This window comes from Streptococcus sp. FSL K6-1323, from assembly GCF_038630745.1.
Lineage (GTDB): Bacteria > Bacillota > Bacilli > Lactobacillales > Streptococcaceae > Streptococcus > Streptococcus salivarius_D.
In genome coordinates this window covers 1,264,995-1,285,447 of sequence record NZ_CP152039.1, presented here as the reverse complement: position 1 = coordinate 1,285,447, position 20,453 = coordinate 1,264,995, and the positions used below count along the sequence as shown (strand labels likewise).

Sequence of the window (20,453 nt, the reverse complement as noted above, 5' to 3'; positions counted from 1 at the left end):
AGGAATGTCAGTAATTTATGACGGTAAGAACTTAACCGAATTATTCAATGAAGGACAAGGGCGTACCGTTCCAGTAGATGTCACGAAAAACGTGGCATCGAATTTCAACAACAACTATCAAGACCAAGGGCGAAGGCGTTATGGTCAGCAATTCCTATATAGCACCTTGTCAGTTAAGCAGATTCAAGTGTCGTTTACCTTGGTCGGAAACTACGATTACTTTAATACCATTGCTGAAACGCTAGGCGGATACCTCAATGTAGATAAACCGAAACCATTGATTTTTGGCGATGAACCTAACAAGGTTTGGGAAGCTATTCCGTCCGGACAAGCGTCACTGGCAGTCGATAAGAACACTGCACCAATTACCGCAACAGTAACGGTCACGTTCGACGTACCTAAAAGTTACGGTGAGAATAAGGCACAAGCCCTAGTAAGTAGCGACGGTGAAACCAAGTACGGTAGTATTAAGAAAATTTCTACTGGTCATTACAAGGCTACGTTAAAGAACTTTGGTACGGCTGAAACTTACCCAGATATTAAGCTGAAGTTTAACTCAGATAATGGCTGGGTTGGGATTGTGAAGTCTTCTAGCGAAAGCTATGAGATTGGCAATCCTAATGAAGCTGATACACAAAACGTTAAGCGTTCGGAAATATTGCTAGATTATCGAGACGAAACCGGCATTCGAAAAGGTTTTTCAAGTGGTTCAAAAAACAACGGTATTTTCAATGACAACAGTGCCGATTTAAACGGAACGCTTGGGATTGTTGATGTGTTTAACCGCCCAAATATCGCATTGACTTCAAGAGGAAATGGAAGTAAGTTTCTTCAAGGTGGCTCGATTTCTTGGGATATTCCAGCGGATTCAAACGGTGAAAGAGGTTCACTAAATGACTATATTTGGTGGAGACAAGTTTTTTGGTTAGGTTTGCCTAGCCAATATGGGTATCTTAAAATTTGTGTTTCCGACGATCAAGGAAGGTTCCTTTACGGTGTAGAGTCCAAGAAGAAAGAAAATGGTCTAGGTTGTGATTACAACATCATGACTACCGATGGCAAAGGCAGTTACCAAATCATCGACAGTAGGCATTTTTTGGGGACGCATTTAGATGAACACAACCCGTTCAACGCTCAACGTGGGTGGTCTGATATGGCACGTAGGGATGACGAATTAATTTTCTACTGGTGGGGTTCTTATTTAAAATATAAAGTACCTATTTTAAAAGGACGTAAGTCAGCAAAAGTTAGTATTTTGTTATCCGGTGTTGGTCAGAGCTCGCTTGTAACTCACATGTATGTTGATAAATTCTGTTATCGCAAAGATTTCGTCAGTGCTACTGAGGATATTCCTAACCGCTTTGGCAAAGGCTCGGTGTTGGAAGTGGACATGTCGAAAGGCAAAACCTTTGTTGACAACTTGCCAGCATCTAATGAGCTAGCTTACTTATCCGAGCCGTTCAGTATTGGCACTGGTGAAACTGAAATCGACATCTACACATCAAGTTGGATAAGAACTGACCCAACGATTGAAATTTCTTGGAAGGAGCGTTTTGTTTAATGCAAATTTGGATTCATGACAAGAACATGCGTAAGGTTTGTGCCCTAAACAATAACGTTCCGGGCATGTTGCCCTATTCTAACAGTCAATGGCACACTTATCTTGAATACTCAACCAGTACATTCGATTTCACAATTCCTAAGATTGTGAATGGTAAAATGCACGAGGATGTAGCTTACATCAACGATCAAATGTATGTGTCATTCTTCTACGATAATACTTACCACGTTTTCTATGTATCGCAGTTAGTTGAAAACGATGATAGTTTCCAAGTGACTTGTAATAACACTAACCTTGAGTTAGCGATGGAATCCGCACAGTCTCGCAAGGCTGATAAACCACAGAATATTGCTTGGTATTTGAAGGAACTAGACTTATTAGGGTATGCCGGTCTTGAAATTGGTATCAATGAGATTTCTGATAAAACAAGGACTATCACGTTTGATTCTCAAAACGGTACTAAGTTAGAACAACTTCATAGTTTAATGAATCAATTCGACGCTGAATTTATTTTCAGAACCGATTTAAACCGAGACGGCACTTTGAAAAAGTTTGTTATTGACATCTACCAACAGCCGGACGAGAATCATCACGGCATTGGTAAGGTCAGAGGGGATGTTATTCTCTACTACCAAAACGGGTTAAAAGGTGTCCAAGTTTCTAGTGATAAAACTCAACTATTCAATGCTGGGTATTTCATTGGACAAGAAGGAACTAATCTTGAGAGCGTTGAGTTTGAAGAAAAAAACGAGCGTGGGCAAGTAGAGTTTTATTCTAAGAAAGGCAGTCCAATGGTCTATGCACCGCTGTCTATGGAGAAATACCCGTCCACATTGAAGGATAGCGACACAGATAGATGGACACGTAAGGATTTTGAGACAGAATACAAAGATGTCAATGCTCTTAAAGGCTACGCATTGCGTACTATTAAGCAATACGCTTACCCATTGCTGACCTACACCGTCGATGTCCAGTCCAGTTTTATGGACAATTACAAGGATGTCAATTTAGGTGATACTGCTAAGATTATCAATAATAATTTTAGGGGCGGTTTAGCTCTTGAAGCTCGTGTATCTGAGATGGTTGTTAGTTTCGATATGCCACTCAATAATTCGGTGGTATTTACCAATTTTAGAAGGTTGGTAAACAAACCATCTGACAATTTGCAACAACGCATTGATGAAATCGCAGCAAGAGCCTTACCATATCGTATCGAGATTACAACTACAAACGGAACGGCATTTAAAAACGGTGTTGGACGCTCTACTGTTCGGCCGGTCTTGAAGCAAGGCGATAAAACCGTTAGCGCAACGTGGCGTTTCGTGATCGATAGTGCTATTAAGTATGTGGGCATGACCTATGACATGGTGGCATCACAGATTACCCAACCAACTGCCTTGACGGTTTCAGCATGGGTTGATAATAAAGAAGTAGCTTCGGAAGAGGTTACTTTTTTAAATGTCTCCGATGGTAGAAACGGAGTTAAGGGAGATAAAGGCGACCCAGGACCAGCCGGACCTAAAGGCGATAAAGGCGACAGAGGATTGTCGGGCGAACGTGGTCTAACTGGTCCTCAAGGTTTGCAAGGCCCGAAGGGTGATCAAGGGATTCCCGGCGTTAAGGGTGCTGATGGTAAAACACAGTACACTCACATTGCCTACGCTGACACGGTTTCCGGTAGCGGTTTTAGCCAAACCGACACTGACAAGGCTTTTATCGGTATGTACCAAGATTTTAATACTACGGATAGTCGGAATCCACAAGACTATCGCTGGTCTAAATGGAAAGGTAGCGATGGCCGTGACGGTATTCCGGGCAAAGCCGGAGCAGACGGACGAACACCTTATGTCCATTTTGCTTATGCCGACAGCGCTGATGGTCGAACTGGTTTCAGTCTGACGCAAGACGGCACCAAGCGTTTTCTAGGGATATGTACTAACTTTGATAAAGCAAATAGCACTAATCCAGCTGATTACTCTTGGAATGACACGGCTGGTAGTGTCTCGGTCGGTGGTCGGAATCTCTTAAAAGGTTCGAAGGGGCCTTTTAAGCCGGACAGAAAACCAACGAATTTCGATAATAATGTTTTGTACAAAAACGAAACTTCTGTCTATTTAGAGCAAAACCAAAAGTATCTCATCAGTGCGAAATCGGACGGTAATTTTACTGCCCTGCACAACGCAAATGTTGAGAGCGACAATGTGACGCTTTGGTTGATTGATGATAAATACCAAAATTATCAGATTGTATCTGATTTAAAAACAGGTACTACAGGAACGCTGATTACTTGGGTTAAACCGACAGGAAATTATCATCTACGTGTCAACACATATCACAAAACAGCTAGCAAGTCGGTTTGGGAAGTGAAAATCGAAAAAGGGACAGTCAAAACGGACTGGACCCCTGCGCTTGAAGATGTACAAGATGAAATTGATTCTAAGGCTGACCAAGTTTTGACACAAGCTCAACTCAACAAACTCAACGAAGTTAATTCAGTGGTACAGGCCGAGCTTGAAGCGAAAGCATCTCTTGACACACTTAATCAATGGGTCAAAGCATACCAAGACTTTGTTAATGCAAACAATGCCAACCGGGCACAAGCTGAGAAGAATTTGGCTGATGCCAGTGCTCGTGTCGCAAAGCTAGAGAACAACCTAAATGATATGTCAGAGCGCTGGAACTTCATCGACAGCTACATGACCTCATCAAACGAAGGGCTTGTCATTGGTAAAACCGATAACTCTAGTTCTATGCTGTTCAGCCCAAATGGACGCATTTCAATGTTCTCAGCCGGTAATGAGGTTATGTATATTTCTAAAGGTGTGATTCACATCGAGAATGGTATTTTCTCAAAAACTATCCAGATTGGTCGTTTTAGGGAAGAACAAGATTTCATTAATCTTGATAGGAATGTCATTAGATATGTGGGAGGTAGTTAATCGTGTCAGAGTTTTGGAGTAACAACGATAGAGGGTATAGGTTGAGGCTTTGGGTTGACCAAGTAAGCCAAGACGCTGTTGCAAACACTAGTCGAGTACGTTTCCAGTTAGCTATTTTGAACACAGCGGCCACATTTGCAAGCTATTCCTGCAGTGCGTTCATCGATTTTGACGGTGGGCGTCGGTTGAATTGGTCTGGAAGCCCAAATATGACCAGCCAAAACTCGACCATCATGCTAATAGATGAAACAGTGACCGTAAATCACGGAGATGATGGTAAAAAAATATTTGGTTTTATGGCTCGTTTCACGGGTGGTGGGGGATATAGCCCTAACACACTCGAAATCGGAGGGAATAGTTTTACACTGACAACTATCCCAAGAGGAAGTTCGGTGAGCGTTCCAGAGGGATTCATTGGCAATCAAGTAGATATCACTATCGACAGGAAAATAGCTGGCGCTACGCACACACTGCGCTATTTTTGGGGTAACAAGCAAGGTAAAATTGCTGACAATATTGGGACATCGTTTAAGTGGACAATCCCAGCGGATTTTGCCAACGACATACCGAATGCAACAACTGGCCGAGGTACTATATATGTTGATACCTACATAGACGGCAAATTGATCCAGACGCAGTCAGCAACACTAACGGCATGCGTTGTTACAAACAACATGAAACCTTCGTTCACTGGATTTACTTTGACAGATACAAATCCAACGACTCAAAGGATAATTCCAGAGCCAACGCATTTCGTGTCCATAATGTCGCTTGTGAAGGTCGTTTTCAACGGGGCGCAAGCGAAGGATGGAGCTACAATAGCTGGGTACTACGCTGAAATTGTTGGTGCTAGCAATTCTGTTTCGTTGAACGGCGGGGTATTCCGTGAGGTCGCTGTAAACAAAGACACTCAAATGACCTTGAGGGGGAGAGTTCAAGACTCTCGTGGGATTTGGTCTGATTGGAAAGAAGTCAAAATAACATTCTTGTTCTATTTCAGTCCAACGCTAAAATTTGAAGTTACCAGAAGTGGCTCAAAGTCAGATACACTAACCATTAAGAGGTTCGCTAAAATAGCGCCGTTGAGCGTCAACGGTGTTCAAAAAAACACCATGAAGCTGACATTTACAACAACAAAAGTTGGGACGAGCAATGTTGTAGCGGACAACGGACAGGCAGGCGGTGAATGGTCAAGTATTTCTGAATTCAAGGCATCTAACGCAAATCTAGGCAAGGAATATCCTGCAGATACTTCATTCATAGTCACAGGAAAACTGGAGGACAAATTTTCAGACTCAAAATTTCAAGATACAGTGCCGACCGATAAACTGATCGTGTCCTACGACCAACAGGGCGTGGGGATTGGTAAATACCGTGAAAACGGAGCGCTTGATGTCAACGGATTGATTTATTCAGGCTCAAAGCCAATCCAGCACCACCGACTTACAGAAGTTCGAGGTGCTGCGATTATTGAATATAACAACACAAACCTCGATGATTACAGAACGACGGGATTCTTCTCGGTAATGAGTACGATGAAGAACTATCCTATCAGCAAGCCTAAGCCTACAGAACAAGTAGGACTCTTAGAAGTAATAGAAGGTCTGGGTGGTATTCATCAATCGCTGACAACAGGTTCTGGTAGGTTCTTCAAGCGCACTCTGACGCAGAACACAGTTGGAAATTGGGTTGAGTTTGTGCAAGCCAACCAACCCGTTGTAAAAAAAGAAATCCCGATAGGTTTCGATGTAAAAGCGAATGTAGTACGACTTGGAAACTTAGTAACCTTCAGCTTAATCAGAGGTATCCACTCTGCTGTCGAGGGAGAGCACAGAGAATTGAATGAGAAAATCCCAAATGGGTTCAAACCTTGCGTGCAAACGCACTTGGTCGTTAATAAAAACAATTTTAACGAACACAAAGGATGTGCAGTGTGGCACCTTGAACCCGATGGGAGCATGTATTTTTCAAACCAAAGCTCTGAAAATGCAGTCTACACAGGGACAGTCACTTACATAACCGAAGACGAATATCCAACGGTTGAAGAATAAAAAGAAAGGAAAATAATATCATGTCACTTAAAATCACAAAACAACGTACAATCAATGCAGAATTTAATGTCGTAGAAGAAGGAGCAACAGTTCTGGTTAAACAGACATACATCAGCATTGACGAGAATGCGGTATCTGCAGTACAAGAGAATCTTATTAACGCTGAACTCTATGCTAAACATCGTCAAGAGATGCGTACAGACGAACATGCTCTACGTGACTTGCGTTATAAGGTGGAGGATGAAATCTTGGCGGATACTACACAGGCGTAATGCGTTAAAGAATGGGGGTTAAATAAAAACGTTAAGGAGTGTTAAATGCACAAACCAGACGGCATTTTTGGCGTGTTTGAAGTCGTCAAAGATTTCTATGAGCATGGCATAGACGACCACCTTTGGGTGTTCCTACTCATGCTTGTTATTGTTGCTGATATTGTGTTGGGCGTTTCAAGATCATGGGCTTTTCATGAATTTTCGAGCCGTAGGTTTCGAAAAGGACTGGTTAGCCACACGGCTATGTTGATTATCGTAATGGTATCCTATCCGTTTATGGTTTTCATGAATCTAGGCGGTGCTATGGATGCTTTTATTTTCGCCATGCTATCAGCGTACGGGGCTAGTATTTTGGCTAGCTTATCGGCTCTAGGGGTTGAAATTCCCTTTATTGACAGGTTTGTCAAGAAAAATATTGATAAGGATAAATTTAATCTCATCGAGGAGGAAGAAAAAAATGATTAATTTTAAACTACGTTTGCAAAACAAAGCTACTTTGGTAGCTCTTATCTCAGCAATCTTTTTGATGTTGCAACAATTCGGACTTGAGATTCCACACAATATCCAAGAGGGTGTGAATACATTCGTTGTGATCTTGGTAATCTTGGGTATTGTCACAGACCCTACTACTAAAGGTCTTGGAGATAGCGAACAAGCATTGGGCTACCACGAACCAAAACAAGACTAATTGAAGGAAGGAACTAAAAATGAGTAAAATTGAATCAAGCATCGCACGTATGTATCACTTACAATCAATCCCGGTTCACTATGACATGGGTGACCGCTATGGAAATGACGCTGACGGAGATGGGCGCATCGAATTTGACTGCTCATCAGCGGTAAGCTATGCACTCGAAATCAACTTAAATAACAACACAGAATCACTTCAACAAGCACTACCAGCAATTGGCTATGCAAAAGTGTTTGACGCTGTAGATGGCACATTCGATGGCCAGCGTGGAGATGTGGTAATTTGGGCACCTCGTGATGGTTCAAGCTCGCTCGGTGCGTTTGGCCACGTATTGATTATGACTAGTGATAGCACAGCTATCCATTGCAACTATGGCATGGACGGTGTGACTGAAAACGACTATAATTATATTTGGGATCTAAACGGTCGTCCTCGTGAAATTGTCTTCCGTGAAAGCGGAACACCTCTTCCAGCACCAGCCCAAAGCGAATTTGAGCGTGAATTAGATGTTAATACACGCTTAGAGAAGTCAGACAAACCTTACTATGAAGGCACACTTACCACTGACTACTACGTTGAAGCTGGTCCTCGCATCGATAGCCAAGACAAGGAATTTCTCCCGGCAGGCACACGAGTCCGTGTTTACGAGAAACTAAACGGCTGGTCTCGAATCAACCACCCAGACAGCGCTCAATGGGTTGAAGACCAGTATTTGGATGATTGCACAGATATGTAATTAAACCAGACCACGAAAACTAAAAAAACGAAAAGGAGTATATCACCTCCCCTCACACTGCAATAGGGATACCATGGCAGTAGTGGTCGAGCCTCAGCGCTTGCTGGGGCTTTTTTTATTTGGTATAATTAAGTTATCCATCATAGGCAAAGAGCTACGAGGTTATCTCATAGCTCTTTTTTATTTGTGATTTCCATAGATAAGTGATACTATAGTCATGAAATACTTGGCGTCATTTCGATAAATTTCTCGAACTGCCCCGACTTTATGTCGGGCTTTTTATAAATAAGGGGCAAATAAGGGGCAATAAGTGTAAACTTTAGTAACTTTATGAGTGTTTTACCGTCTATATCTTACACGCATATAACCTTATTTAATAGGTTTTCTTCCTATTATATACGCATTTAAAAACCGATTAACTTTCCCGCACAGTAAAATAATTTAAGTAGAACTTAAATAGAAAGAAGATCCTAGGGGTCTTCTTTTTTTGCTCTCAGCTCTCAGTCAACTGTAGTGGGTGATGAAAAGCTAACATCTAGAGAGGACCGGATAGGGATTCCACTGAAAAAGTCATCAATCGATGTTTTTTGTTATCTTATATCGTATATTCAAGTAATAAAAATACCCCAAAAGTTAGATTTTCTCTGTCTAATTTTTGGGGTGCAGTTTAATTCACGGGTAGTTTGATTAAGGGCTATAAGTCCATAATAGTAACCAGCGTCTTAAGACGAAGTCTTTCACTTTGTTCAAGCCTTTATTTCTTTTATTCGTCATAAGCTTCTCAAAGAGGCAGACGCATTACTTACCGTTATCACTGAAGGGATTTTTATATTCTTTCACACTTAATTGTTCAATGCGGTATCATACTTCACTAGTTCCTAGATATATTTCTTAATTGTGGCTTCATTAAGTCCTATCGTACTTACATAAAAACCTTCTGCCCCAAAATGTTTGTTTCCAAATTTATATTTTAAATTGGCATTTCTATCAAACATCATTAATGCACTTTTACCTTTTTAATATCCCATAAAACTAGCCACACTCATTCGTTGTTGTATACTTACTAGCATATGAACATGATCTGGCATTAAGTGACCTTCTATTATTTGTATGGCCCAGCCTGCTGTTTTTTAAGTCGTCATGATTGACTTTGCTCTCTAGGAAGCGTAATCTAGACCTTAGGTAAAGGATTATAAGGAGGTCCCTCAATGATTGAAGTAACTTATTTAAATACTGCCAAGCAAGAAAAACACACTTCCTTTGAAGATTACAATGAATTTGTCAGAGCCCAGCAAGCTTGTTGGATTGCCTTGCCAGATGCAACACCAGTTACTAAGGTGACAATAAACGGACATGATATTGGCTACAAAGGACAATATGGTGACCTTTACTTTTTTATTATGAAGCTAGACTTGGCACAGTATCAGTAATAATAAGGGAAAAGAATCAGACATCTTGTTCTGATTCTTTTTCTTTGAGCAAGGTGATTTTTATAAATTAAGAATATTGCTAATTGACTGAAAATGACTTACAATAGAAAGGAAGAATTTATAGAAGGAGACACATATGAAAAACAAGCGTTTAATTTGGACTTTGGTTTTCTTAGCTATCTTGACGCTCGGTTCTATTGGTACAGATCTTTTCAAAAAAGAACACCAAGATGCCAATAAGGTCGTCAAAGTAGGGATCCTCCAGTTCGTGACTCACGACGCCCTGGATCAAATCGAGAAGGGAATTGAGGATGGCCTTAAGGAAGCTGGTTATAAGGGGGACAAGGTTAAAATCACCCTCCTAAATGCCGAAGGAGACCAGTCTAAAATTCAAACCATGTCTAAACAATTGGTTAATGACAAGAACGATGTCGTTATCGGTATTGCCACACCAGCAGCACAGGGGCTAGCGGCAGCTACCAAGGATATTCCAGTCATCATGGGGGCTATCTCAGACCCTGTTGGAGCCAAATTGGTTAAGGATCTCAAGCATCCAGAAGGCAATGTTACTGGTACCTCAAACCAAGTGCCGATTAAGCAGACAGTAGAATTGGTCAAATCACTGACACCAAATGCCAAAACGATTGGTATTCTCTACGCTTCAAGCGAGGACAATTCCAAATCACAGGTTGAAAGCTTTAAGAAGTACGCTGAAAAAGATGGTCTAAATGTGGTCGAGTACGCCGTCCCATCAACTAATGAAATCAATACAACCATGTCAGTCATGACTGGTAAGGTAGATGCCATCTGGACGCCTCAAGATAATACGATTGCCTCGGCCTTTTCAACAGTAATCTCATCAGCCAACCAGGCTAAGATTCCAGTTTATACGACAGTTGATACGATGGTGAAAGAGGGCGGTTTGGCTTCAGTTGCTCAAAGCCAATATGAACTTGGAAAGGCTACAGCTCGTAGTGCAGTTAAGGTTCTTAAAGGTAAGAAAGTTAAGGATGTTCCTGTAGATGTTATCGATGATGGCACACCAACGCTTAACCTTAAAGTTGCTCAAGACCTCAACATCACCATCCCTGACGATGTGCTTAAACAGTCAGACATCGCTGTTAAAGCTGATAAATAAGGAGGACTTATGATTATTTCATCTATTTATCAGGGGCTTCTATACGGAATCCTAGGTCTTGGGATTTACATGACTTTCCGTATCTTGGATTTTCCTGATTTGACAACAGAAGGTTCCTTCCCTCTTGGTGGGGCAGTAGCAGTAACCCTTATGAACTTTGGTTGGAACCCTATCTTGGCAACCTTGGTTGCCGTTTTGGCCGGCTGTGGTGCCGGACTTGTGACTGGTCTCCTCTATACTAAGGGAGAGATTCCTACTATTTTGGCAGGGATTTTGGTCATGACCTCTCTTAACTCAGTCATGCTTATGATTATGGGAAGAGCCAACCTAGGACTTCTAGATATCAAGACTATCCAAGATTTGCTTCCTTTCAGCAAGGACTACAACCTCTTGATTGTTGGTCTCATTGCGGTAACCATTGTTATCACGGCCTTGATTGCCTTTCTTAACACGCGCCTTGGTCAAGCTTATATTGCCACAGGTGATAATAGAGACATGGCCAAATCTTTTGGTATCAACACAGACAATATGGAAGTGATGGGGCTTGTTATCTCAAATGGTATTATCGCTCTCTCAGGAGCCTTGATTAGCCAACAGGACGGTTATGCCGACGTTTCTAAAGGGATTGGGGTTATCGTTATTGGTCTTGCTAGCATCATTATTGGTGAGGTCCTCTATGCGACTAACTTGACTCTGTTGGAACGTTTGATTGCCATCTGTATTGGTTCAATCCTCTATCAGTTCCTTTTGACAGCAGTTATCGCTCTTGGCTTTAACACGAACTACCTCAAACTCTTTAGTGCGATTGTTTTGGCTATTTGCTTGATTTCGCCTGTCCTACGCCGAAAATTCTTTAAGGGGGTGACCTTATCACGATGACAGCTATTGTAGAACTCAAAGATGCGACTGTTAAGGTCAATAACGGTTTTGACACCGAAAAAACAATCTTGGACCATGTTAATCTTACCATTAGAGAAGGTGACTTTATTACCATTCTTGGTGGAAATGGTGCCGGAAAATCAACCCTCTTCAATGTCATTGCAGGGACCCTCATGTTGACCAGTGGTCAGATTTTCATCATGGGTGAGGATGTTACGGCTCTCCCTGCTGAGAAGCGTGCTAAGTACCTCTCACGAGTCTTCCAAGATCCTAAAATGGGAACAGCTCCTCGTATGACTGTTGCAGAAAACCTCTTGATTGCCAAATACCGTGGTGAAAAACGAGGGCTTAAATCACGCCAAATTCATCTCTACACAGAGGAGTTTCAAGGTCTGATTGAACGTATCAGTAATGGTTTAGAAAAGCACTTAGATACACCAGCAGGTCTCCTTTCAGGTGGTCAGCGTCAGGCTCTCAGTCTGTTGATGGCGACACTTAAACGTCCTGAGCTCTTGCTCTTAGACGAGCACACTGCAGCCCTGGATCCTAAGACCAGTGTAGCCCTCATGGAGTTGACTGATGAGTTTGTAACAGGTGACCATCTAACAGCTTTGATGATTACCCACCACATGGAAGATGCCCTAAAATATGGCAATCGTCTGATCGTTATGAAGGATGGTCAAATCATTAAAGACCTTACCAAGGAAGAAAAAGGTCAATTGGATATCACAGACTACTACGCTATGTTTGAGTAAGTCTAGTCTGACTCTAAATTGTAAAATAAGCCAAAAAGTTGTATACTTAAAGGGTATGCAACTTTTTGTTGTGGCCTGTAAATCGACAAGGAGACTGTTCGCACGAACGTTCAGCTTCTTGGACCGTCTGTAAAAATAGGCTCTAGAAGAGAGTCAAACTAAAAAGGAGAAAAACAAGCATGAGCGATATTAAAATTATTGCCCTAGGTGGAGTACGTGAAAATGCTAAGAACCTCTATATTGTTGAGATTAACGACTCTATCTTTATCTTGGATGCTGGTCTAAAGTATCCTGAAAATGAACAACTAGGTGTTGACTTTGTCATCCCTAACTTAGATTACTTGATTGAAAATAGAGATCGTATCCAAGGGATTTTCTTAACTCACGGACACGCTGATGCCATTGGTGCCCTACCTTATATCTTGCAAGAAGTCAAAGCACCAGTCTTTGGATCGTCACTCACAATCGAGTTAGCTAAACTTTTTGTCAAGAATGCTGGCGTTAAGAAATTCAATAATTTCCATGTTATTGACGCAGAAACTGAAATCGAATTTGAGGATGCTGAGGTTTCACTCTTCAAAACAACTCACTCAATTCCAGAATCAATGGGGATTGTTCTTGGTACTGACCAAGGAAATATTGTCTATACTGGTGACTTCAAGTTTGACCAAGCTGCCCGTCCTTACTACAAAACTGATTTAGGTCGTTTGGCTGAAATTGGACGTGAAGGTGTTTTGGCCCTCTTGTCAGACTCAGCAAATGCGACAAGTACTGAACAAACAGCTTCTGAAGCAGAAGTTGGCCAAGAAATTGACCAAGTTATTGCTGATGCAGAAGGACGTGTTATTGTTGCTGCAGTTGCCTCAAACTTGGTACGTATTCAACAAGTCTTTGATTCAGCTGCTGATCACGGACGTCGTGTTGTTCTTACTGGTTTTGACGTAGAAAATATTGTCCGCACAGCCATTCGTCTCAAAAAATTGACTGTGGAGCATGAAAAACTTATTGTTAAACCAAAAGACATGAACAAGTTCGAAGACCACGAGTTGATTATCCTCGAAAATGGTCGTATGGGTGAACCAATCGATGGCCTTCAAAAGATGGCTGTTGGTCGTCACCGTTACGTTCAAATCAAGGATGGAGATTTGGTTTATATCGTAACAACTCCAAGCATTGCTAAGGAAGCCGTAGTGGCACGTGTTAACAACGCTATCTATAAAGCTGGGGGAACTGTTAAGATGATTACGCAGAGCCTTCGTGTATCTGGACATGCCAATGCTCGCGAACTTCAATTGATGATTAACCTCCTTCGTCCACAGTATCTCTTCCCTATTCAAGGGGAGTACCGTGACCTTCAAGCACATGCAGAGTTAGCCTTGGAAGTTGGTATTCTTCCAGAAAATATTTATATCGTTAAACGCGGTGACATCATGCACTTGTCTGAAGATCAAGGTTTCCTTCATGAAGGAGCTGTTCCAGCTGGTGATGTTATGATTGACGGTAATGCCATTGGTGATGTAGGTAATATCGTCCTTCGTGACCGTAAGGTCTTGTCTGAAGATGGTATCTTTATCGTAGCTATCACTGTTAACAAGAAGGAACGTAAGATTGTCTCTAAAGCGCGTGTGAATACACGTGGGTTCGTTTATGTGAAGAAGAGCCGTGACATTCTCCGTGAGGCTGCTGACATTGTCAATGCTACCGTTGAAAATTACTTGGCAGGAGACAGCTTCGACTGGGGTGAACTTAAAGGAGCTGTCCGCGACGATGTGGCTAAGTTCCTCTTTGACCAAACCAAACGCCGTCCTGCAATCCTTCCAGTAGTCATGGAAGTCCGCTAATAACTGACTAAAACATAAGAGTGTGAGCGTGATGTTTGCACCATAGACATTGAGGAAAGTCTCAATAAGACTTTGTTCTAAAATCAAAAGCTGGGGTGTCCCAGCTTTTCTAACATTAAGAAAGGAAAATACAAATGGCTTTTTTTCAAATTGAATACTCATCAGATGTTCTAGGACAATACCGCCAAGTGGATGTCATCTATCCAGATCGCGATCAGATTGCTGAAACGGAAAGTGATACGGACATCCCAGTTCTCTATCTCCTTCATGGCATGGGGGGCAATCATAATTCTTGGGCCTTCCGTACCAATATTCAGCGTCTCCTTCGTAAGACTAATCTCATTGTTATTATGCCTAACTCTGAAAATGGCTGGTATACAAATACCAATTACGGGGTTAAGTATTACGATGCCATTGCTAAGGAGCTTCCTCAAGTCATGCAACGTTTCTTCCCTAGTATGACTAAGAAGCGTGAAAAGACCTTTATCGCTGGACTTTCTATGGGTGGCTATGGTTCTTTCAAACTAGCCTTAACGACAAATAACTTTGCTTGTGCAGGTTCCTTCTCTGGTGCTCTTGGATTATCAGCAGAGATGATTACAGACGAAACGAGTGAGTCTAAGGAATACTGGCAAGGTGTCTTTGGTGATTTGGAAGGAAAAGATATTAAGCAGCATAAACTGGTTAACCTAGCCAAACAACATAACAAGAAAACTAAATTCTTTGCCTGGTGTGGCCTTGAAGATTTCCTTTTTGAATCTCAAAACAAAGCAGTAGCTGATTTGAAGGCCCTTGGTTTAGACATTGACTACAGCACAGACCATGGAAGACATGAGTGGTATTATTGGGAAAAACAACTAGAAGCCTACTTAGAATGGTTACCTATTGATTACGTTAAAGAAGAACGTTTGTCTTAATAGGTCAAGTTTGTAACATCTTATCAAAGAGATGATAAAAGCTTAAAGTGGTATTTTTTGCTTGTCAGAACTATTAGAGCTTGATATACTAGGGGAAGTTTCGAAAAGGAGGCTCAATAATGAAAAAATTATTCAGAGTAATCTTCTATATTCCCAAACTTCTTTTACAATTTATTTGGAATCTTATTTGGGCTATATTTAAACTTGCCCTAGTCCTAGCCCTTATTGGTTATGGACTCGTCTACTATGCCAATAATTCTTCAAGTACCTTAGCCACAAACATTAATCAAGCCTTTCATCAAGTAGAGCTAGGTTTTAGTGGTACCAGTACTAGTGACGTTGAGAAAGTTGTCTCTAACCTATCAACAACAGATACCATTCCAGAGTCTAATGGAGCTAGATGGGCGCAAAATACTGCCAGCATCTATATTCAGTCTACCGATGAAACCTTGGTAGCTGCCTATAAGGAGGCTATCACCAACTGGAATAACACGGGTGCTTTCATCTTTACTTTAACTGATGATGCTTCAACAGCTGACATTGTTGCGACTGACTATTCCGATGCGAATTCACAGGCAGCAGGTTTAGCAGACACTCAAACCAATGTTTTGACCAATCGCATCACTCATGTAGATGTGAAGTTGAACCGTTATTTCCTCTTGAATAGTGATTTTGGTTATACTCACAAGCGTATTGTGAATACGGCTGAACACGAATTGGGTCATGCCATTGGCTTAGACCATGATGACTCTAAGACATCCGTTATGCAATCAGCTGGATCTTATTACGGGATTCAACAGGTGGATATTGATACGGTTCATGCTCTCTATGCGAATTAAGGAGGGGCTGTCATGCGCTATTTGAAACGCCTTGCTAGACGTTACCCCATGCAAACCTTCCTTTTTCTTTTCAATGCTGGGGTCTTTACTTGGTTGCAAACAACAGGAACCATGATTGCCAATCGTTTGGGCCTATCAGGTGATGGCATTTGGATTTATATTCCCAATTGGGTAAAAACGCTGACCAGTCATTCCATACAGAGTATTCAAACCCTATACGGGGCCTCTGGTTGGAGTTGGCTAATCACCTCTATGCTTCTTACTTGGCTCTTGACTTTTCTTAGAGGTCTCATGAGAGCAGTGATTCTCATTCTGATAGTTGGTCTTGGCTTATGGCTAGTCTATCGACACTTTGAACTCTTACAAAATCTAAAACTGTCCTGATGGGCAGTTTTAGTTTCCTCTAACAAGTGACTTGGCTATCAAAACATAGACTAATTCCTGTAGATGAAATGAGATAGTTCCTTTAATAATTTCAGAGCGAGCTGTAGACAAGACTTTTCGTTGTGAGAAAAGTGCCTAAAGTTTAAAAGCTTTAGGCACTCGGAAGTTTTGAGACATTAGGCTCAAAACTTAGCTATGGAATTCCGAAGGAAGTCGCTAGCGTCCGTACTCACCTAAGAAAAGTCTAAAAAGAAGAATTAATGTCAATTTAAAACTACCAATCAGGGCAGTTTTTTTGAGTTATTAGGTCATTTATTTTCTGAAGAAATATGATATAATATAGCTAATTTATTATTTTGGAGGACATTATGGCTTTAGCAAAAATCGTTTATGCCAGTATGACCGGTAACACGGAAGAAATCGCAGATATCGTTGCCAAAAAATTGGAAGAATTAGGTCACACTGTAGATGTAGACGAGTGTACAACGGTTGATGCCGCTGATTTTGAAGATGCGGACATCTGTATCGTAGCGACTTACACTTATGGTGATGGTGAGCTGCCAGATGAAATCGTTGACTTTTACGAAGATTTGGCTGACCTCGACTTGTCAGGTAAAATCTTTGGTGTTGTAGGTTCAGGAGATACCTTCTACGATTATTTCTGTCATTCAGTAGATGAGTTTGAAAATCAATTCACATTCACAGGGGCGACTAAGGGTGCTGATAGCGTCAAGGTTGACCTTTCTGCTGAAGATGAAGATATCGAAAACCTCGAAGCTTTCGCTGAAAAAGTTTCAGAAGCATTAGCATAAGAAAAAAGCAGAGTAAAGTCTGCTTTTATTGTAGTCAGAAATGGAGTTTTTATGAATGAAATAGAAAGAGATTTTAGGACGCAATCTCAACATCTCCTTTGGTCCGTTTGGCGAGGGCTTTTAGTGGGGGTGACAGCAGGAGCAGTGGTCAGTCTTTTTCGTTGGTTAATTGCCAAAGGGGCCGCATTTTCTGTAGCTATTTACGAAGACGCCCTTCGTAATCCACTTCTGATTCTGGGAATTGTACTTGTTAATCTCTTGATTGCCCTTTTTATTGGTTACCTTATTAAGCAGGAAAAAGACATAAAGGGCTCAGGGATTCCCCATGTTGAAGGTGAACTGATGGGGCTCTTACATCCGTCTTGGTGGTCAGTTTTATGGCGTAAATTCCTAGGTGGAGTCCTTGGGATTTCAATGGGACTGATGTTGGGACGTGAGGGACCTAGTATTCAATTAGGTGCTATGACTGCTAAGGGATTAGCCAAGGGACTTAAGCTCTCTGCGCGTGAGAAGCGTGTCTTGATTGCTGCAGGAGCAGCAGCAGGGTTATCTGCTGCCTTCAATGCCCCAATTGCTGGTCTTTTGTTTGTCGTCGAAGAAGTCTATCATCATTTCTCTCGTCATGTTTGGGTGACTGCTTTAACAGCATCTTTAGTGGCCAATGCTGTTTCTCTACGCATCTTTGGCCAGGTACCGGTCCTTGCTATGACAGAAAAATTACCCGTATTTCCTTTGAAAGATTATTGGATTCTTATTGTTTTGGGGATTTTTCTAGGTGTGCTTGGATACGGTTATGAGTGGGTTGTCTTACGTATTGGTAAGGCCTACCAAGGGTTAGGGAAAATCTTCCACTTGCCATCTCATTTTCATGGCCTCTTGGCAGTTCTGTTTATCATTCCTATTGGTCTCTATTTTCCACATCTTTTAGGTGGTGGGAATGAATTGATTCTTGCTCTAAATGGTTTACATCCTGCTCTAGCTGTGGCTATCCTCTATTTGGCTATTCGCTTTGTTTGGAGTATGTTGTCCTTTGGTTCAGGTTTTCCTGGTGGGATTTTCTTGCCGATTTTGACCCTAGGTGCTCTTTCTGGTAGTGTATTTGCGGCAGCTTTTGAAAATCTAGGATTCTTACAAGTCAGTCAGTTCCCTATTTTTATCATTCTTGGTATGGCTGGTTATTTCGGTGCGGTATCTAAGGCACCGCTAACTGCTATGATTTTAGTGACTGAGATGGTGGGTGACCTTCACCAATTGATGACAATTGGTGTCGTGACCCTGATTGCCTATCTAGTCATGGATTTCATGGGAGGAGAACCTGTCTATGAAGCCATGCTTCACAATCTAATAGCTCACAAACCAGAGCAAGTTGATAATATACCGACGATGATTGACTTACCGGTTACAGATAGTCTAGCTGGTCGATTGGTTAAGGATTTAACCTTACCTGATGGAGTTTTGATTTCTACTCAGATTTTTCAAGACCAGTCTGAAGTTGTTCATGGAGACACACGTCTAAAAGCAGGAGCAACCCTGTATCTAGTTGTTAATGAAAGTAATATCAGTCAGGTAAGAAAACTCTTTTTATAAGCAATTCAATGGCTTGAGGCTCTTTTGTCCTCAGGTCATTTTTGTTATAATGGAGAGAAAAAAGGAGGTCAGTATGGACTTAAATGAGATTCGCCAACAGATTGACACCGTTGATAATGAGATCGTGGCTTTGTTGGAAGAACGTATGAAATTGGTAACTCGAGTAAGTGCTTATAAACAACGCACTGGAAAGGCGATTTATGATCCCGAACGAGAGCAGGCCCTGCTAGACAAGGTAGGCGCTAGTGTCCTTAATCCTGAATATAAAGAAGCTATCGTCGCTAGTTTTGCGGATATTATGAAGCATTCACGTACTTATCAAGCAAGTAAGCTAGAAGAAAAGCAGGCAACTAGGATGAAAGTAAGACAATTAAGTGATAGTCAAGGTCTTTCTTACTTACATTTAGTAACGTTAAGTCTTTATGCAATCTTGTTGGGGGTGCTTGTTGGACTGATTGATGCTGTTTTTGGGCGCGTGCTGATAGGACTCTCGGAATTTCGTGACCACCATCTCTTTTATCTAGTCCCGGCACTTCCTTTAGCAGGTCTTTTGATAGTTTACCTTTATCAAAAGTTTGCGGGTAAGGCAGCACAGGGAATGGGCTTGATTTTCAAAGTTGGACATAATGAGGAGGATCAAGTCCCCCTAAGGTTAATTCCATTAGTGACTGTAACCACATGGCTGACCCACCTTTTCGGGGGTTCTGCAGGTCGTGAGGGAGTTGCTGTACAACTGGGGGCCACAGTCTCTCATGCTTTTAGTCGCTATTTTAAGCTCCCGAATGCTTCACGTATTTTCTTGACCATGGGTATGGCAGCTGGTTTTGGAGGACTCTTCCAAACACCAATCGCCGCGACCTTCTTTGCGCTTGAGGTCTTGACCCTAGGACAGTTAAGTCTGCCAATCTTGGTACCGACTCTTATTGCATCTTTTGTGGCTAGTACGACAAGCCATCTCTTAGGTCTTGAAAAATTTAGCCACTTTGTATCTGAAAGTTTGACTATTGACCTTGGGACGTTTATGAAATTAGCTCTTTTAGGTCTGGCCTTTGGTCTAGCAGGAAATCTCTTTGCTTATCTCTTGTCACTAGCTAAAAAGAAAGTAGCAAGTCTGCTCCCGAATCCTTATTATCGTGTTCTCTTTGGTAGTGTCGTCTTAACCTGTCTTCTTTTGATTTTGTGGAAGGGACGCTATACCGGTCTTGGAACGAATTTGATTGCTTTAAGTGTTGGTGGTGGGACCATTTATCCATTGGATTGGCTCTTGAAATTGCTCTTGACCGTCTTTACCCTATCTCTTGGTTTCCAAGGAGGAGAAGTAACTCCTTTGTTTGCTATCGGAGCCAGTCTTGGTGCTGTTCTAGCACCAGTTCTAGGACTTCCAATTCCACTTGTAGCAGGTCTTGGCTATCTGTCTGTCTTTGGTAGCAGTACCAATACCCTTTTAGCACCTATTTTCATTGGCGTTGAAGTCTTTGGTCCCGCTAATGCACTCCCTTATGCGATTGTCATGGCTTTTGCTTATCTCATCAATCATAAGACGAGCATTTACGGACAACAAAAAATGCTAGAAATGCAATAAGATACTAGACATCCTGATAATTTTTTGATAAGATACTAA

General features: G+C 41.7%; 17 protein-coding genes and 3 pseudogenes. 19 read left to right on the top strand and 1 reads right to left on the bottom strand.

Features of this window, described 5'->3' with window-relative positions; genetic code table 11:
* Window positions 1-4: 4 nt before the first annotated feature.
* From NST80_RS05800 to NST80_RS05765, 8 genes and pseudogenes are all read left to right on the top strand, one after another.
* Entirely contained in the window at window positions 5-1,561 is a 1,557-nt protein-coding gene (locus NST80_RS05800; protein ID WP_342504533.1) for a distal tail protein Dit, read from the top strand.
* Window positions 1,561-4,500 carry a phage tail protein gene (locus NST80_RS05795; protein ID WP_342504532.1) on the top strand — a complete coding sequence of 980 codons (2,940 nt, stop codon included), beginning with the start codon at window positions 1,561-1,563 and terminating at the stop codon, window positions 4,498-4,500. Before NST80_RS05800 ends, NST80_RS05795 begins: the two co-directional genes overlap by 1 nt.
* A 2-nt stretch (window positions 4,501-4,502) precedes the next feature.
* A complete protein-coding gene (locus tag NST80_RS05790; protein ID WP_342504531.1) occupies window positions 4,503-6,551 on the top strand; it encodes a DUF859 domain-containing protein in 2,049 nt (682 codons plus the stop codon).
* A gap of 20 nt (window positions 6,552-6,571) precedes the next feature.
* Window positions 6,572-6,823: a hypothetical protein gene (locus tag NST80_RS05785; protein ID WP_342504530.1), complete on the top strand. Its 252-nt coding sequence runs from the start codon at window positions 6,572-6,574 to the stop codon at window positions 6,821-6,823.
* Between the two features lie 45 nt (window positions 6,824-6,868).
* Window positions 6,869-7,288: a phage holin family protein gene (locus NST80_RS05780; RefSeq protein WP_342504529.1), complete on the top strand. Its 420-nt coding sequence runs from the start codon at window positions 6,869-6,871 to the stop codon at window positions 7,286-7,288.
* A complete protein-coding gene (locus NST80_RS05775) occupies window positions 7,281-7,511 on the top strand; it encodes a phage holin (RefSeq protein WP_118172015.1) in 231 nt (76 codons plus the stop codon). The genes NST80_RS05780 and NST80_RS05775 overlap by 8 nt, the downstream gene beginning before the upstream one ends.
* Window positions 7,512-7,530: 19 nt before the next feature.
* Window positions 7,531-7,959: pseudogene (locus NST80_RS05770) on the top strand (peptidoglycan amidohydrolase family protein); the annotation flags it as partial.
* A 45-nt stretch (window positions 7,960-8,004) separates the two neighbouring features.
* Window positions 8,005-8,250 (top strand): annotated as a pseudogene (locus NST80_RS05765) (lysin); the annotation flags it as partial.
* A gap of 798 nt (window positions 8,251-9,048) precedes the next feature.
* Here NST80_RS05765 and tnpA read toward each other — a convergent pair.
* Window positions 9,049-9,362 (bottom strand): annotated as a pseudogene (gene tnpA, locus NST80_RS05760) (IS200/IS605 family transposase); the annotation flags it as partial.
* 96 nt (window positions 9,363-9,458) lie between these two features.
* Here tnpA and NST80_RS05755 point away from each other — a divergent pair.
* From NST80_RS05755 to NST80_RS05705, 11 genes are all read left to right on the top strand, one after another.
* On the top strand, window positions 9,459-9,680 hold the full coding sequence (locus NST80_RS05755) for a DUF4649 family protein (RefSeq protein ID WP_014633227.1): 222 nt from the start codon (window positions 9,459-9,461) through the stop codon (window positions 9,678-9,680).
* Window positions 9,681-9,816: 136 nt separating this feature from the next.
* Window positions 9,817-10,818, top strand: a complete 1,002-nt coding sequence (trpX, locus tag NST80_RS05750; RefSeq protein ID WP_013990710.1) for a tryptophan ABC transporter substrate-binding protein — start codon at window positions 9,817-9,819, stop codon at window positions 10,816-10,818.
* A gap of 9 nt (window positions 10,819-10,827) precedes the next feature.
* Window positions 10,828-11,697: a branched-chain amino acid ABC transporter permease gene (locus tag NST80_RS05745; protein WP_002883493.1), complete on the top strand. Its 870-nt coding sequence runs from the start codon at window positions 10,828-10,830 to the stop codon at window positions 11,695-11,697.
* Window positions 11,694-12,452, top strand: a complete 759-nt coding sequence (locus tag NST80_RS05740; protein ID WP_002883503.1) for an ABC transporter ATP-binding protein — start codon at window positions 11,694-11,696, stop codon at window positions 12,450-12,452. The genes NST80_RS05745 and NST80_RS05740 overlap by 4 nt, the downstream gene beginning before the upstream one ends.
* A 179-nt stretch (window positions 12,453-12,631) precedes the next feature.
* A complete protein-coding gene (locus tag NST80_RS05735; RefSeq protein ID WP_118172016.1) occupies window positions 12,632-14,293 on the top strand; it encodes a ribonuclease J in 1,662 nt (553 codons plus the stop codon).
* A 134-nt stretch (window positions 14,294-14,427) separates the two neighbouring features.
* On the top strand, window positions 14,428-15,210 hold the full coding sequence (locus NST80_RS05730; RefSeq protein ID WP_118172017.1) for an alpha/beta hydrolase family protein: 783 nt from the start codon (window positions 14,428-14,430) through the stop codon (window positions 15,208-15,210).
* Between the two features lie 119 nt (window positions 15,211-15,329).
* A complete protein-coding gene (locus NST80_RS05725) occupies window positions 15,330-16,049 on the top strand; it encodes a matrixin family metalloprotease (protein WP_004182633.1) in 720 nt (239 codons plus the stop codon).
* A gap of 12 nt (window positions 16,050-16,061) precedes the next feature.
* Window positions 16,062-16,433, top strand: a complete 372-nt coding sequence (locus tag NST80_RS05720; protein ID WP_037611697.1) for a hypothetical protein — start codon at window positions 16,062-16,064, stop codon at window positions 16,431-16,433.
* A 368-nt stretch (window positions 16,434-16,801) separates the two neighbouring features.
* Window positions 16,802-17,245, top strand: a complete 444-nt coding sequence (locus NST80_RS05715) for a flavodoxin (protein ID WP_002883520.1) — start codon at window positions 16,802-16,804, stop codon at window positions 17,243-17,245.
* 51 nt (window positions 17,246-17,296) lie between these two features.
* The gene (locus tag NST80_RS05710) at window positions 17,297-18,832 is read left to right on the top strand and encodes a ClC family H(+)/Cl(-) exchange transporter (RefSeq protein WP_049553838.1); all 1,536 of its coding nucleotides are present in this window, start codon (window positions 17,297-17,299) and stop codon (window positions 18,830-18,832) included.
* Window positions 18,833-18,905: 73 nt separating this feature from the next.
* Complete coding sequence (locus NST80_RS05705; protein ID WP_342504528.1) at window positions 18,906-20,414, top strand: chorismate mutase; 1,509 nt, start codon at window positions 18,906-18,908, stop codon at window positions 20,412-20,414.
* Window positions 20,415-20,453 lie beyond the last annotated feature (39 nt).

Bases quoted from the DNA above. Each gene is read 5' to 3' on its own strand.
- NST80_RS05710 (WP_049553838.1), top strand. From the start codon at position 17,297: ATGAATGAAATAGAAAGAGATTTTAGGACGCAATCTCAACATCTCCTT.
- NST80_RS05795 (WP_342504532.1), top strand. From the start codon at position 1,561: ATGCAAATTTGGATTCATGACAAGAACATGCGTAAGGTTTGTGCCCTA.
- NST80_RS05705 (WP_342504528.1), top strand. From the start codon at position 18,906: ATGGACTTAAATGAGATTCGCCAACAGATTGACACCGTTGATAATGAG.
- NST80_RS05725 (WP_004182633.1), top strand. From the start codon at position 15,330: ATGAAAAAATTATTCAGAGTAATCTTCTATATTCCCAAACTTCTTTTA.
- NST80_RS05745 (WP_002883493.1), top strand. From the start codon at position 10,828: ATGATTATTTCATCTATTTATCAGGGGCTTCTATACGGAATCCTAGGT.
- NST80_RS05785 (WP_342504530.1), top strand. From the start codon at position 6,572: ATGTCACTTAAAATCACAAAACAACGTACAATCAATGCAGAATTTAAT.
- NST80_RS05800 (WP_342504533.1), top strand. From the start codon at position 5: ATGTCAGTAATTTATGACGGTAAGAACTTAACCGAATTATTCAATGAA.
- NST80_RS05775 (WP_118172015.1), top strand. From the start codon at position 7,281: ATGATTAATTTTAAACTACGTTTGCAAAACAAAGCTACTTTGGTAGCT.
- NST80_RS05780 (WP_342504529.1), top strand. From the start codon at position 6,869: ATGCACAAACCAGACGGCATTTTTGGCGTGTTTGAAGTCGTCAAAGAT.
- NST80_RS05735 (WP_118172016.1), top strand. From the start codon at position 12,632: ATGAGCGATATTAAAATTATTGCCCTAGGTGGAGTACGTGAAAATGCT.
- NST80_RS05715 (WP_002883520.1), top strand. From the start codon at position 16,802: ATGGCTTTAGCAAAAATCGTTTATGCCAGTATGACCGGTAACACGGAA.
- NST80_RS05755 (WP_014633227.1), top strand. From the start codon at position 9,459: ATGATTGAAGTAACTTATTTAAATACTGCCAAGCAAGAAAAACACACT.
- NST80_RS05730 (WP_118172017.1), top strand. From the start codon at position 14,428: ATGGCTTTTTTTCAAATTGAATACTCATCAGATGTTCTAGGACAATAC.
- NST80_RS05740 (WP_002883503.1), top strand. From the start codon at position 11,694: ATGACAGCTATTGTAGAACTCAAAGATGCGACTGTTAAGGTCAATAAC.
- NST80_RS05720 (WP_037611697.1), top strand. From the start codon at position 16,062: ATGCGCTATTTGAAACGCCTTGCTAGACGTTACCCCATGCAAACCTTC.
- trpX (WP_013990710.1), top strand. From the start codon at position 9,817: ATGAAAAACAAGCGTTTAATTTGGACTTTGGTTTTCTTAGCTATCTTG.